This window comes from Limnohabitans sp. Rim8 (assembly GCF_943326455.1).
Classification (GTDB): Bacteria; Pseudomonadota; Gammaproteobacteria; order Burkholderiales; family Burkholderiaceae_C; genus Limnohabitans_A.
On the sequence record NZ_CALPTI020000004.1, the window covers coordinates 166192 to 179880 of the forward strand.

The 13689-nt window shown below is 58.3% G+C and carries 11 protein-coding genes; 7 read left to right on the forward strand and 4 right to left on the reverse strand.

Features of this window, described 5'->3' with window-relative positions; all coding sequences use genetic code 11:
- Positions 1 to 77: 77 nt before the first annotated feature.
- A complete protein-coding gene (gene dusA / locus Q1M54_RS04555; protein ID WP_300554450.1) occupies positions 78 to 1079 on the forward strand; it encodes a tRNA dihydrouridine(20/20a) synthase DusA in 1002 nt (333 codons plus the stop codon).
- A gap of 52 nt (positions 1080 to 1131) precedes the next feature.
- On the forward strand, positions 1132 to 1755 hold the full coding sequence (locus Q1M54_RS04560; protein ID WP_300554451.1) for an FMN-binding negative transcriptional regulator: 624 nt from the start codon (positions 1132 to 1134) through the stop codon (positions 1753 to 1755).
- A gap of 47 nt (positions 1756 to 1802) precedes the next feature.
- On the opposite strand, the gene Q1M54_RS04565 is transcribed toward Q1M54_RS04560, so the two are convergent.
- Positions 1803 to 2438: a GntR family transcriptional regulator gene (locus Q1M54_RS04565; protein WP_300554452.1), complete on the reverse strand. Its 636-nt coding sequence runs from the start codon at positions 2436 to 2438 to the stop codon at positions 1803 to 1805.
- Positions 2439 to 2634: 196 nt separating this feature from the next.
- Between Q1M54_RS04565 and scpA the strand changes: the two genes are divergently transcribed.
- From scpA to Q1M54_RS04590, 5 genes are read left to right on the forward strand one after another with little or no spacing between them, the layout of a single operon-like run.
- On the forward strand, positions 2635 to 4812 hold the full coding sequence (scpA, locus tag Q1M54_RS04570) for a methylmalonyl-CoA mutase (RefSeq protein ID WP_300554453.1): 2178 nt from the start codon (positions 2635 to 2637) through the stop codon (positions 4810 to 4812).
- A 22-nt stretch (positions 4813 to 4834) separates the two neighbouring features.
- Positions 4835 to 5848, forward strand: a complete 1014-nt coding sequence (gene meaB, locus Q1M54_RS04575) for a methylmalonyl Co-A mutase-associated GTPase MeaB (protein ID WP_300554459.1) — start codon at positions 4835 to 4837, stop codon at positions 5846 to 5848.
- A gap of 35 nt (positions 5849 to 5883) precedes the next feature.
- On the forward strand, positions 5884 to 7416 hold the full coding sequence (locus Q1M54_RS04580; protein WP_300554461.1) for an acyl-CoA carboxylase subunit beta: 1533 nt from the start codon (positions 5884 to 5886) through the stop codon (positions 7414 to 7416).
- 20 nt (positions 7417 to 7436) lie between these two features.
- On the forward strand, positions 7437 to 9485 hold the full coding sequence (locus Q1M54_RS04585) for an acetyl/propionyl/methylcrotonyl-CoA carboxylase subunit alpha (RefSeq protein ID WP_300554463.1): 2049 nt from the start codon (positions 7437 to 7439) through the stop codon (positions 9483 to 9485).
- Complete coding sequence (locus Q1M54_RS04590; RefSeq protein WP_300554465.1) at positions 9486 to 9968, forward strand: VOC family protein; 483 nt, start codon at positions 9486 to 9488, stop codon at positions 9966 to 9968. It abuts the gene before it with no gap.
- Between the two features lie 81 nt (positions 9969 to 10049).
- On the opposite strand, the gene rsxB is transcribed toward Q1M54_RS04590, so the two are convergent.
- The 3 genes from rsxB to Q1M54_RS04605 all read right to left on the reverse strand — a co-directional run bounded on the left by rsxB (position 10050) and on the right by Q1M54_RS04605 (position 13619).
- Positions 10050 to 10739, reverse strand: coding sequence for an electron transport complex subunit RsxB (gene rsxB, locus Q1M54_RS04595; protein WP_300554467.1), 690 nt, complete (start codon positions 10737 to 10739; stop codon positions 10050 to 10052).
- Between the two features lie 5 nt (positions 10740 to 10744).
- On the reverse strand, positions 10745 to 12253 hold the full coding sequence (gene phaZ, locus Q1M54_RS04600; protein ID WP_300554470.1) for a polyhydroxyalkanoate depolymerase: 1509 nt from the start codon (positions 12251 to 12253) through the stop codon (positions 10745 to 10747).
- 169 nt (positions 12254 to 12422) lie between these two features.
- On the reverse strand, positions 12423 to 13619 hold the full coding sequence (locus Q1M54_RS04605; protein WP_300554472.1) for an amino acid aminotransferase: 1197 nt from the start codon (positions 13617 to 13619) through the stop codon (positions 12423 to 12425).
- Between the last annotated feature and the right edge of the window lie 70 nt (positions 13620 to 13689).

Consider the following 13689-nt stretch of genomic DNA (forward strand, 5'->3'; position numbering starts at 1 on the left):
TTCATTAAACGTCTTGCTGAAATGAGGCGTAAATGTTTGTTTTCAAGGCCGCCGCAAGGCAAGGATAATCAGCCCCCATGCATTTCCCCGAACCCCAACGCTGGCGCTTGTCTGTCGCCCCCATGATGGACTGGACCGACCGGCATTGCCGATTTTTCCACCGCCTGCTGACGCGCCACACTTTGCTCTACACCGAGATGGTGACCACCGGTGCCTTGCGCCACGGCAGTGTGCAGCGGCACCTGCGCTTCAACGCCGAAGAGCACCCCGTGGCCCTGCAACTGGGCGGCAGTGACGCCGCCGATTTGGCCCATGCCGCCAAACTGGGTCAAGAGTGGGGCTACGACGAAATCAACCTGAACTGCGGCTGTCCCTCAGACCGTGTGCAGCGCGGCGCTTTTGGCGCTTGCCTGATGAACGAACCCAGCACCGTGGCCGACGGGGTGAAAGCCATGCTCGATGTGGTGGATGTGCCGGTGACGGTGAAGCACCGCATTGGCATTGACCGCATCGAGAGCTACGACTTTGTGCGCGACTTTGTGGGTACGGTGAGCGATGCCGGTTGTAAGGTGTTCATTGTGCATGCCCGCAATGCCTGGCTCGATGGCCTTTCCCCAAAGGAAAATCGCGAAATCCCGCCGCTGCGTTATGAGCTGGCCTACCAGCTCAAAAAAGACTTTCCATCGCTGTTGATCGCGGTGAACGGCGGCATCAAAACCAACGAAGAGATCGCTCTGCATTTGCAACAGGCCGATGGGGTGATGGTTGGGCGCGAGGCTTATTACAACCCTTGGCTCTTGGGCAGTTGGGACGCTGCGTTTTATGGTGACGCCCACGAGGTGCCCAGCCGCGAAGTGGTGGAAGAGGCCATGGTGGCCTACATGGAGCGGGCCTTTGCCGAAGACGGCTGCCCTTGGTACGCCATTGCCCGCCACATGCTGGGCCTGTACCACGGCCAGCGTGGGGGGCGTTTGTGGCGCCAAGTTTGGAGCGACCACAAGCTCAAGCCTTTACCGCCGCGAGAAGTTTGGCAACTGGCCCGCGCTGCCCTGGCGCGGGGTGCGGTGGTAAATGACTGACATTCGATGGCAAGATAGTGCCCTCTGCTTATTCACCATGTGAGCCGACACGATGTACATTCCCGCCCATTTCCTCATCCAAAATCCGCAAGATCTCCACACGATCATCCAGGAACATCCCCTGGGCGCCTTGGTCACGGTGGGGCCAAAAGGCTTGGATGCGAACCACATCCCATTTGAATTCGACCCCAGCCAGGGTGCGCATGGGATGCTGACTGCGCATGTTGCCCGGGCTAACCCTGTCTGGCAGGAATGCCAGGACGGTGCGGATGTGCTGGTCATCTTTCGCGGCAACGAGAGCTACATCTCGCCCAACTGGTACCCCAGCAAGCATGAAACCCACCGGCAGGTGCCCACCTGGAATTACGAAGTTGTGCATGTTCATGGCCGACTGACGGTGATGGACGAGGAAAAGTTTGTCCGTCGTGTCGTGGCACGGCTGACCCGTGAACATGAGGCTTCCGAGCCTCGACCCTGGAAGATGGGCGATTCGCCGCCCGATTACATTGCCCACATGCTCAAGGCTGTGGTCGGCATTCAGGTGGAAATCCAACGCATCGAGGGCAAGGCCAAGCTCAGTCAAAACCGTGAGACGCGGGATCGCCTGAACGCCGCCGATACCCTGCTGGCCAAGGGTGTGGAAGGTTTGGGCAAAGCGATGCGGGAGGCGGGCTGATCTTCTGTCAAATACGCCGCGTGTTGAAGCCTTTTGACGTTGATCGCTTATTGCGCGGCCTGCAGGCCGTTCATGAAGTGGGCCGACATGCGCTCTGCCGCCTGCTCGGCTTGGCGTTCGGTCAGGGCCTGCACGATGGCGCGGTGCTCTGACAGGGACTGCTCAATGCGCCCCTCTTTGAACAGCGAGCTGTGGCGGTTGAGCTTCATGACCTTGCGCAGGTCAGCCACCATCTGGTCGCGCCAACGGTTGTTGGCCAATTCCAGCAGCAGCATGTGGAAGGCTTCGTTGATCTCGAAAAAGCGGTCTCGGTCGTGCGTGGCTTTTTCCAGCTCTTGGTGCAAGGCGCTGATCTGAGCCATCTGCTCGGCGCTGGCGTTTTGCGCTACCACGCGGGCGGCGTCTGATTCCATCAAGGCCAGCAAGTGGTAAACATCTCGCAGGTCTTTGTCACTGACTTCGGTCACATAAGCGCCCCGGCGCACCTTCATGGTCACCAAGCCTTCGGCGGCCAACACCTTGAGGGCTTCGCGCAGCGGGGTGCGGCTGATGCCAAGGGCTTCTGCGATGCGCAACTCGTCGATCCAGCTGCCAGGCTCCAGTTCGCGCGCAAAAATCCGCTGCCGCAACAGTTCGGCAACTTCTTCGTACAGGGCGCGGGGGGCGAGGGACAGGGCGGACATGGCTGTTTGGGGTGTGAATCAGAGAACTGGTCTTTAGGCGTGGTCGAACGGTATTTCAGGCGTTTCAGATGCTGAATTGTAAGCCGGTTAAAATATTCTGCATCAATAATTATGAATCACAGTACCTGTAAGCCAGTAGGCAGCCGCAAGCTGCCAAAATCCGGCACAGCCATCTTTGACCCGAAAGCACAGCGCCATGACGTCTAAATCCTTTGAATTCAACGCCTCCAACTTGGAAGCTTGGCAAAAAGCAGCGGTCAAATCCGCCCCTGGTGGCGATGTGAGCGCCCTGAACTGGAAGACGCCCGACGGCATCGTCGTCAAGCCCCTCTACACCGCCGAAGACACGGCCAACCTGCCTTACGCCAACACATTGCCCGGCTTCGAGCCCTTCTTGCGCGGCCCGCAGGCCACCATGTATGCGGTGCGCCCGTGGACGATCCGCCAGTACGCCGGTTTTTCTACGGCCGAAGAATCCAATGCGTTTTATCGCAAGGCGCTGGCTGCGGGCGGGCAGGGCGTGTCGGTGGCGTTTGACCTGGCCACGCACCGCGGCTATGACTCCGATCACCCACGTGTGACGGGTGATGTGGGCAAGGCCGGCGTGGCGATTGACTCGGTCGAGGACATGAAGATTTTGTTTGACCAGATCCCGCTGGACAAGGTCAGCGTGTCCATGACCATGAATGGTGCTGTGCTGCCCGTGTTGGCCGGTTATGTGGTGGCCGCCGAAGAGCAGGGCGTCTCACAGGACAAACTCTCCGGAACGATTCAGAACGACATTCTGAAAGAGTTCATGGTGCGCAACACATACATCTACCCGCCTGAGCCGTCGATGAAGATCATTGGCGACATCATCGAGTACACGGCCAAGAACATGCCCAAGTTCAACTCCATCTCGATCTCGGGTTACCACATGCAAGAAGCCGGTGCCAACCAAGCGCTGGAGATGGCGTTCACCCTAGCCGACGGCAAAGAGTATGTGAAAACCGCCATTGCCAAGGGCATGGATGTGGACGAGTTCGCCGGTCGCCTGTCCTTCTTCTGGGCGGTGGGCATGAACTTCTATCTGGAGATCGCCAAGATGCGTGCGGCCCGCTTGCTGTGGTGCCGCATCATGAAGGGCTTTGACGCCAAGAACCCCAAGAGCCTGATGTTGCGCACGCACAGCCAGACTTCCGGCTGGTCGCTGACAGAGCAAGACCCCTACAACAACGTGGTGCGAACCACCATCGAGGCCATGGCGGCTGTGTTTGGCGGTACCCAGTCGCTGCACACCAATTCGTTTGACGAGGCGATTGCCTTGCCCACCGAATTCAGCTCGCGCATCGCCCGCAACACGCAGCTCATCATCCAAGAAGAAACTCACATCACCAACGTGATCGACCCCTGGGCTGGCAGCTACATGATGGAGAGCCTGACGCAAGAAATGGCCGACAAGGCCTGGGCCATCATCGAAGAAGTCGAGGCCATGGGCGGCATGACCAAGGCGGTGGGCAGCGGCTGGGCCAAGCTCAAAATTGAAGCGGCCGCAGCCGAAAAGCAGGCCCGTATCGACTCTGGCAAAGACGTCATCGTGGGCGTGAACAAATACAAGCTGGCCAAAGAAGACCCGATCGAGACCTTGTCGATCGACAATGTCAAGGTGCGCGACGGCCAGATCGAACGCTTGGCCAAGATCCGCGCCAGCCGCGACAGCGCCAAGGTGCAGGCCGCGCTGGACGCGCTGAGCACATCCGCAGAATCGGGCCAGGGTAACCTGCTCGACCTGTCCATCCAGGCCGTGCGTCTGCGCGCCACGGTGGGTGAGATTTCCGACGCGCTGGAAAAAGCCTTTGGCCGCCACCGCGCTGACACGCAAAAGGTCACGGGCGTTTACGCCGCTGCTTACGACGACGGTGAGAACGTGGGAGACACCATGGAATACTGGAACCAGCTCAAAGCCGACATCGCCGCCTTTGCAGACGCGCATGGAAGACGCCCTCGCGTGATGATCTCCAAACTCGGCCAAGACGGCCACGACCGTGGCGCCAAAGTGGTGGCCACTGCGTTTGCCGACCTGGGCTACGACGTGGACATGGGCCCGCTGTTCCAGACCCCTGAAGAGTGCGCTCGCCAAGCGATTGAAAACGACGTGCACGCTGTGGGCGTGAGCACCTTGGCTGCCGGCCACAAAACCCTGGTGCCCGCCATCATTGCCGAGCTGAAAAAGCAGGGCGCTGACGACATCATCGTGTTCGTGGGCGGTGTGATTCCTCGCCAAGACTACGACATGCTTTATGAAGCGGGCGTCAAAGGCATCTATGGCCCCGGTACCCCGATTCCGGTCAGCGCCAAGGATGTGCTGGAGCAGATCAAGAAGGCTTTGGCTTGATGTCCAAAGACAGGACTCAGCCGTGACGCCGGATCAGTTGCTCGCAGGTTTGCTGCAAGGCGATGCGCCTGTGCAGCGCCGCGCCATGGCCAAAGCCATCACGCTGCTCGAATCCACGCGTGCAGACCACCGTGCGCTGGCCGACGAGTTGCTCACGGCCATGCTGCCGCACTCCGGCAACTCATTCCGCCTCGGCATCAGCGGCGTGCCAGGCGTGGGCAAGTCCACGTTCATTGAGGCGCTGGGCTTGTACCTGATTGGCCATGGCCATCGCGTGGCGGTGTTGGCAGTCGACCCGTCCAGCACCGTATCGGGCGGATCGATTCTGGGTGACAAGACGCGCATGGAGTTGCTCAGCGTGCACGAGCGTGCTTACATTCGCCCCAGCCCCAGCAGCGGCACATTGGGCGGCGTGGCCGAAAAAACCCGCGAGTCCATGCTGGTCTGCGAAGCCGCTGGCTACGACGTGGTGATCGTCGAGACGGTAGGCGTGGGTCAATCTGAGACGGCCGTGGCCAACATGACCGACATGTTTGTGCTCATGCAACTGCCCAACGCGGGCGATGATTTGCAGGCCATCAAAAAAGGCGTGATGGAGATTGCCGATCTGGTGGTCATCAACAAGGCCGACATCGACGCCATTGCAGCCACCCGCGCCGAGCTTCAAATCACCAGCGCCTTGCAGCTTCTCGGTATGCACGGCGGCTCAGGCCATGCGCACGCCGATACCACCCAGTGGCACCCCAAGGTGGTGCAGCTCAGCGCTTTGCTGGGCCAGGGCGTGGATGGTTTTTGGGCTTCGGTCAGCGAGTTCAGGAGCCTGCAAACGACGAACGGACGTTTGGCCCTTCGCCGTCAACAACAAGCCCTGTCATGGATGTGGGAGCGCATCGATGCCGGCCTCAAACACAACTTTCGGGCGCAGACACGTGTGCAAACGCTGTTGCCCCAACTCAGCCAACAAGTCGCAGCGGGTCAACTCGCCGCGTCAACGGCTGCCCGTCAACTGCTCAGCGCCTACCAAGCGCAGGGTTGAATCTGCCATCTTCCTGAAGAAAAGAGAGAGCCACCATGCAAGACATCATTGAACAACTGGAAAAAAAGCGGGCTGCGGCACGTTTGGGCGGCGGGCAAAAGCGCATCGACGCGCAGCACGCCAAAGGCAAACTCACCGCGCGTGAGCGCATTGAAGTGCTGCTGGACGAGGGCACCTTTGAAGAGTGGGACATGTTTGTCGAGCACCGCTGCACTGACTTTGGCATGCAAGACAACAAGATCCCGGGCGATGGCGTGGTCACTGGCTACGGCATGATCAATGGCCGTTTGGTCTTTGTGTACAGCCAAGACTTCACGGTGTACGGCGGCGCTTTGTCAGAGACGCATGCCGAGAAAATTTGCAAGATCATGGACCAGGCCATGAAGGTCGGCGCTCCGGTGATTGGCCTGAACGATTCAGGCGGTGCGCGTATTCAAGAAGGCGTTGCGTCATTGGGCGGATATGCCGATGTATTCCAGCGCAATGTGATGGCCAGCGGCGTGGTGCCGCAGATCAGCATGATCATGGGCCCATCAGCCGGTGGTGCGGTGTATTCGCCCGCGCTCACCGATTTCATCTTCATGGTCAAAGACACGTCTTACATGTTCGTGACGGGCCCCGAAGTGGTCAAGACCGTCACGCACGAGGAAGTGACGGCCGAAGAATTGGGCGGTGCCCTGACGCACACCACCAAAAGCGGCGTGGCCGACATGGCTTTCGAGAACGATGTGGAAGCGCTGCTGATGCTGCGCCGACTCTACAACTACCTGCCGCTCAACAACCGCGAAAAAGCCCCAGTGCGCAAAAGCGGTGATCCGTCAGGTCGCATGGACATGAGCCTCGACACCTTGGTGCCAGATAACCCCAACAAAGCCTATGACATGAAGGAACTCATCGTCAAAACTGTGGACGATGGCGATTTCTTTGAGCTGCAACCCGACTACGCCAAAAACATCCTGATTGGCTTTGCCCGCATGGAAGGCCAAACCGTGGGGATCGTGGCCAACCAGCCCTTGGTTTTGGCGGGTTGCCTCGACATCAAGAGCTCCATCAAGGCTGCACGATTTGTGCGTTTTTGCGACGCGTTCAACATCCCCGTGGTCACCTTTGTCGATGTGCCCGGCTTCATGCCTGGCACTTCACAAGAGTACGGCGGCATCATCAAACACGGTGCGAAGTTGCTCTATGCCTACGCGGAGTGCACTGTGCCCAAAATCACCGTCATCACCCGCAAAGCCTACGGCGGCGCCTACGACGTGATGGCCTCCAAGCACTTGCGCGGCGACGTGAACTTTGCTTGGCCCAACGCTGAAATCGCAGTCATGGGTGCCAAGGGCGCGGTGGAGATCATCTTCCGCGAAGACAAGGGTGACCCCGAAAAGCTGGCCGCCAAAGAGGCCGAATACAAAGCCCGCTTTGCCAACCCCTTTGTGGCAGGCGCTCGCGGTTTCATCGACGACGTGATTCAGCCGCACGAAACCCGCAAGCGCATCTGCCGCTCGCTGGTCATGCTGAAAGACAAAAAAATCGAGAACCCCTGGCGCAAGCACGGGAACATTCCGCTGTAAGCCCGAAGGAGAAGAAGAACATGTTTACCAAAATTCTGATTGCCAACCGCGGTGAAATTGCTTGCCGCGTCATTGCCACCGCCCACAAGATGGGCATTCAAACCGTGGCAGTTTACTCTGAAGCCGACAAAGAAGCCCGCCACGTACAACTGGCTGACGAAGCCGTGTTGATTGGCCCTGCGCCATCCCGCGAGTCGTACCTCGTGGCCGACAAAATCATTGCTGCTGCCAAAGCGAAGGGCGCCCAAGCTATTCACCCCGGCTATGGCTTCTTGAGCGAGAACGCCGAGTTCTCCAAGCGTTGCGAAGAAGAGGGCATCGCCTTTATTGGCCCGCGCCACTTCTCTATTGCCGCCATGGGCGACAAGATTGAATCCAAAAAACTCGCGGGTGCTGCAGGCGTGAACTGCATTCCCGGTGTGAACGATGCGATCGACACAGCCGAGAAAGCCGTTGAAATCGCCAAAGGCATTGGTTACCCTGTGATGATCAAAGCGTCAGCGGGTGGAGGTGGCAAAGGCCTTCGCGTGGCCTTCAATGACAAAGAAGCCTTTGAAGGCTTCACCTCATGCCGCAACGAAGCGCGCAACAGCTTTGGCGATGACCGTGTGTTCATTGAGAAGTTTGTTGAAGAACCTCGCCACATCGAAATCCAGATTTTGGGCGACAGCCATGGCAACGTGGTGTACCTGAACGAGCGCGAGTGCTCGATCCAGCGCCGCCACCAAAAAGTGATTGAAGAAGCGCCCTCACCTTTTATTTCTGATGCCACCCGCAAAGCCATGGGCGAGCAAGCGGTGCAACTGGCCAAGGCGGTGAAATACCAGTCGGCTGGCACAGTGGAGTTTGTGGTCGGCAAGGACCAGAGCTTTTACTTTTTGGAGATGAACACCCGCCTGCAGGTGGAGCACCCTGTCACCGAAGCCATCACTGGCCTCGACTTGGTGGAGCAGATGATCCGCGTCGCTGCAGGTGAAAAACTGGCTTTTGGCCAAGCTGATGTGAAGCGCAATGGCTGGTCCATCGAATGTCGCATCAATGCCGAGGACCCGTTCCGCAATTTCTTGCCCTCCACGGGCCGTTTGGTGCGTTTCCAGACGCCAATGCAAACCATGTTCCAGGGCAACACGCAAGACCTGTATGGCGTGCGCGTGGACACCGGTGTGCAAGACGGCGGCGAGATCCCGATGTTTTACGACTCGATGATCGCCAAGCTCATCGTGCATGGCAAAGACCGCAATGAGGCGATTGCCAAAATGCGCGAAGCTCTCAACGGTTTTGTGATTCGCGGCATCAGCTCAAACATTCCGTTCCAAGCGGCCTTGTTGGCGCACCCTCGTTTTGTCTCGGGTGATTTCAATACCGGCTTCATCGCCGAGCAGTACAGCCAGGGTTTCCGAGCCGAAGACGTGCCACACGACGACCACGACTTTTTGGCGGCATTGGCCGCATTTGTGCGCCGCAAGTCGCGTGAGCGTGCAGCGAGTTTGAGTGGTCAACTGCCGGGCTACGACGTGCAAGTGGGCCAAGACTATGCCGTGGTGGAATTGGGCAAAGAGGGCAACAACCGCTATGTGCCAGTGCATGTTGCCGAATTTTCAGGCAAGCACGGTGAAGCACAAATCACGGTGAATGGCAAAACCTATGCGATTGCCAGCAATTCGCGCCTGAACGATATTCGCATTGTTGGCACTTGCAATGGCAAGCCGTTCATCGCACAGGTCGAGCGTGGCACTTTGAAAAACCCCCTGGCTTTGCAAGTGCAGCACAACGGCACGCGCATTGAAGCGCTGGTGATGTCGCCTCGTATGGCCGAGTTGCACAAGCTCATGCCTTACAAGGCGCCGCCCGATTTGAGCAAGTTTGTGCTGTCGCCTATGCCCGGTTTGCTGGTCGAAGTGTCGGTGACGCCCGGTCAAAAGGTGCAAGCGGGCGAACGCGTGGCCGTGATCGAAGCCATGAAGATGGAAAACGTCTTGTTTGCCGCCGCAGATGGCGTAGTGAAGAAGGTGGTGGCCACCAAAGGCGAGTCGCTCACGGTGGATCAAATGATTGTGGAGTTTGAATAAATGAACCGTCCCTTCAAGGTGCTGGGCGTTCAGCAAATCGCCATCGGCGGGCCCGACAAGTCTCGTCTGCAAAAACTCTGGGTTGACATGTTTGGCCTGGAGGTCACGGGTACCTACAAAAGTGAACGCGAGAACGTGGACGAAGACATTTGCGCCATTGGTGTGGGTCCCTTCAAAATTGAAGTTGATTTGATGCAGCCGTTGGATCCCGATAAAAAGCCCGCCGTGCACACCACGCCACTCAACCACATCGGCCTGTGGATCGACGATTTGCCGGTCGCGGTGGAGTGGCTCACAGCGCAAGGCGTGCGCTTTGCGCCCGGCGGCATCCGCAAGGGCGCTGCCGGTTTTGACATCACGTTTTTGCATCCCAAGGCCAGCGATGAATTTCCGATTGGCGGGGAGGGTGTGTTGATCGAGCTGGTGCAGGCACCGCCAGAGGTGGTGAAGGCATTTGCTGCTTTGGCAGCCGCTTCGCATTGAGTGGTGTCGGACCTGAAGGTCTGATCGACCGAGATTTGCAGGTCGGTGGCTTCAGCCCCGACAAGCTGCTTCAAAAGCCCGTCATGCTCCGGTCTGACGGGCTTTTGCTTTGGCCAGTGCCGCTTCGATGATGGCGCGTTTGCGGTCCATTTCGGCAGGCTTGTCTGCGCCCTTGGTGTGGGCGGGCAAGTCGGCCATGGTGTGCTCAGCCTCGGTGATCAGCCATGCTTGGTGGGCGGCATCATCTCGCGCTAGCCGTTCTTGGCGTGACGCATACCGTGTGAGGGCCGTTTGCGCTTCATGCTTGGACCATGCTGCCCAGCCTGTGCGCGTGTCCGTCACGTTTTCCAGTGCAATGCAGTCCACCGGGCAAACCGGTATGCACAGCTCGCAGCCCGTGCACCAAGGCTCGATCACCGTGTGCATCAGTTTGTTGGCCCCCAAAATCGCATCGGTCGGGCATGCCTTGATGCACAGCGTGCAGCCAATGCACCAGGCCTCGTCGATGAGGGCCACCTTGCGTGGTCCTTCCGTGCCATGCGCGGGGTTGAGCGGCAAAACGGGCTGACCTGTGAGTGCGGCCAGACGTTCAATGCCTTCTTGACCACCCGGCGGGCATTGGTTGATGGCCGCCTGACCTTCGGCCATGGCGCGGGCATAGGCTGCGCAATCCGGAAACCCACACCGTGTGCACTGCGTTTGGGGCAGCGCATCGTTCAGCAATAGAAAAAGCGCCTGGGTCTCAGGCGCTGTTCTGATCAAGGACGGCATGGACCTCAGGCTTTTTTGGCGGTTTGAACCCAGGCGGTTTTGACCGGTGGTTTGGTTTTGGCGGCTGCTTTGACCGGGGCTTGAGCTGGCGTTTTGGATTCGGCCTTTGCAACGGCCTTCGCAGCAGGCTTGGTCACGGGTTTCGCCGCAGCCTTTGTGACGGCCTTTGTGACAACCTTTTTTGCCGGTTTTGCAGCAATCTTCACTTCGACCCTAGGCTTAACGGGTGCAGGTGTTTTGCTGGCTGTTTTGGGCGCATGGTTCAAGATGAACTTGACCAATTGCGGATAAACCATGTCCCGCCAGCGGCGCCCGCTGAAGATGCCATAGTGACCCGCGCCCTCCACCTCCAAGTGCTTGCGCACACTGGCGGGTACACCCGTGCAAAGGTCTTGGGCGGCACGGGTTTGGCCTGAGCCAGAGATATCGTCCAATTCCCCTTCGACTGTCATCAGCGCAGTGCCCTTGATGTCTTGTGGGCGAACGCGTTCTACTTTGCCGTCAACGCCCTTGACATCCCAAGTGCCATTGACCAGTTTGAAGTCTTGAAACACCGTCTGGATGGTTTCCAGGTAGTAATCAGCGTCCATGTCGAGGACGGCGTTGTACTCGTCGTAGAACTTGCGGTGGGCTTCAGCGCTGGCGTCGTCACCTTTGATCAGGTCTTTGAAGTAGTCGTAGTGGCTGTTGGCGTGGCGGTCGGGGTTCATGGCCACGAAGCCGGTGTACTGCAAAAAGCCGGGATAAACACGACGGCCAGCACCGGGGAAGTTCGCCGGCACGCGGTAAATCACGTTGTTCTCAAACCACTCAAAACTTTTGTTGGTGGCCAGGTTGTTGACCGAGGTGGGCGACTTGCGCGCATCAATGGGGCCGCCCATCATGGTCATGGTCAGCGGAGTCTTCTCGCCTCGGCTGGACATCAGGGACACGGCGGCCAATACCGGCACCGTCGGCTGACAAACACTGACCACATGGCAATGGCCATAGGTGGCTTGCAGGTGGCGAATGAACTCTTGCACGTAGTTGATGTAGTCGTCCAAATGGAATTCACCCTCGGACAAGGGAACCAAGCGGGCGTTTTTCCAATCGGTGATGTAGACCTTGTGATCTTGCAGCATGGTCTTGACGGTGTCGCGCAGCAAGGTGGCGTAGTGGCCCGACAAGGGCGCCACGATCAGCACCACGGGTTGCGACTTGAGTTGAGTCAATGTGGCCGCGTCGTCCGAGAAGCGCTTGAAGCGGCGCAATTCGCAAAAAGGCTTGTCGATCTCGATGCGCTCGTGGATGGCCACATCGACCCGGTTGACCTTCACGGTCTTGATGCCGAATTCTGGTTTTTCGTAGTCTTTGCCCAAACGGTGCATCAAGGCGTAGCCAGCAGACACGCGCTGTGCCAGAGGCGTTTGCGCCATGGGATTCAAGGGGTTGCTGTAGAGCTTGGCAGCAGCTTGTGCCAGATCGGAAAAAGGTTCCATGATCGAGCGTTGTGTTTCGAAGATCTGGTAGAGCATTTTTCAGTTTCCTTGCAACAAAATGTTGCGTTGCAGCAATAGTACAGGAGACCCCCGGGTATTTTTTGAGTGCGTACCCTAATCAGCAGTCACATCCCGGACCGACCAAAAAGAAACCGCCCCGTCTGGGGCGGTGGCAAGCAGTATGTCAACCTTGATGGATGTCAATTCAGACGACTTTGGCGATGGCAGCGCAGACGTAATCGATGTTTTTGCTGTTGAGTGCCGCCACGCACATGCGGCCGGTGTCGGTGCCGTAGACGCCAAACTCACTGCGCAGACGCACCATTTGGTCTTTGGTCAGACCCGAGTAGCTGAACATGCCAATCTGGGTGGTGATGAAACTCATGTCTTGCTGCACGCCAGCAGCTTTGAGGCTGTCCACCAGCTTTTGGCGCATGGCCTTGATGCGCACGCGCATCTCGCCCAGCTCTTTTTCCCACAGAGCACGCAGTTCGGGATTGTTCAAGACTGCAGCCACCACTGCGCCACCGTGGATGGGTGGGTTGGAGTAGTTGGTGCGGATGGCGATTTTGAGCTGACTCAAAACCCGAGAGGCCTCTTCTTTGTCGTTGGCCACTACCGACAGGGCGCCCACGCGCTCACCGTACAGGCTGAAGCTCTTCGAGAAAGAGGTGGACACAAAAATGTTCAGACCAGCGGCCACAAACTTCCCGATCACTGCGCCGTCTTCGGCAATGCCGTGGCCAAAGCCTTGGTACGCCATGTCGAGGAAAGCCGTTAGGCCTTTGGCCTTGACCACGGCAATGACTTGCGCCCACTGAGCGTCGGTGATGTCATAACCGGTGGGGTTGTGGCAGCAAGCGTGCAAAACGACGATGGTGCCGGGGGCAGCAGCGTTCAGGCTGGCCAGCATGCCGTCGAAGTTCACGCCGCGCTTTTCTGCGTCGTAGTAAGCATAGGTGTCGACTTCAAAACCGGCGTTCACAAAGATGGCGCGGTGGTTTTCCCAGCTGGGGTCAGAGATCAACACTTTGGCTTGGGGGCTGACTTTTTTGAGGAAGTCAGCACCGATTTTGAGGCCGCCGGTGCCGCCAATCGCTTGGACGGTGGAGACACGACCCGACTTGACCACGTCAGAGTCGGCGCCAAACACCAGCGCCTTGACGGCGTTGTCATAGGCCACGATGCCGTCGATGGGCAAGTAGCCACGGGCAGAAGGTGTGGCCATCATGGTGGTTTCAGCCGCTTGCACGCACTGCAAAAGAGGCAATTTACCGTTGTCATCGAAGTACACGCCCACGCCCAGGTTGACCTTGTTGGGGTTGGTGTCGGCGTTGAATTGCTCGTTCAAACCCAAAATAGGGTCGCGGGGGGCCATTTCGACGGCGGAAAACAGAGACATGGAAAGTCCTTGGATTGTGTTCATGGGTGGCAGGAAACCCGATCCTCGGTTAGGCTTTCGGGTTTCCCCT

What these genes read in the sequence shown, in the direction of transcription:
- dusA (WP_300554450.1), top strand. Translation starts at nt 78, where the DNA reads ATGCATTTCCCCGAACCCCAACGCTGGCGCTTGTCTGTCGCCCCCATG.
- Q1M54_RS04560 (WP_300554451.1), top strand. Translation starts at nt 1,132, where the DNA reads ATGTACATTCCCGCCCATTTCCTCATCCAAAATCCGCAAGATCTCCAC.
- Q1M54_RS04565 (WP_300554452.1), bottom strand. Translation starts at nt 2,438, where the DNA reads ATGTCCGCCCTGTCCCTCGCCCCCCGCGCCCTGTACGAAGAAGTTGCC.
- scpA (WP_300554453.1), top strand. Translation starts at nt 2,635, where the DNA reads ATGACGTCTAAATCCTTTGAATTCAACGCCTCCAACTTGGAAGCTTGG.
- Q1M54_RS04580 (WP_300554461.1), top strand. Translation starts at nt 5,884, where the DNA reads ATGCAAGACATCATTGAACAACTGGAAAAAAAGCGGGCTGCGGCACGT.
- Q1M54_RS04585 (WP_300554463.1), top strand. Translation starts at nt 7,437, where the DNA reads ATGTTTACCAAAATTCTGATTGCCAACCGCGGTGAAATTGCTTGCCGC.
- Q1M54_RS04590 (WP_300554465.1), top strand. Translation starts at nt 9,486, where the DNA reads ATGAACCGTCCCTTCAAGGTGCTGGGCGTTCAGCAAATCGCCATCGGC.
- rsxB (WP_300554467.1), bottom strand. Translation starts at nt 10,739, where the DNA reads ATGCCGTCCTTGATCAGAACAGCGCCTGAGACCCAGGCGCTTTTTCTA.
- phaZ (WP_300554470.1), bottom strand. Translation starts at nt 12,253, where the DNA reads ATGCTCTACCAGATCTTCGAAACACAACGCTCGATCATGGAACCTTTT.
- Q1M54_RS04605 (WP_300554472.1), bottom strand. Translation starts at nt 13,619, where the DNA reads ATGTCTCTGTTTTCCGCCGTCGAAATGGCCCCCCGCGACCCTATTTTG.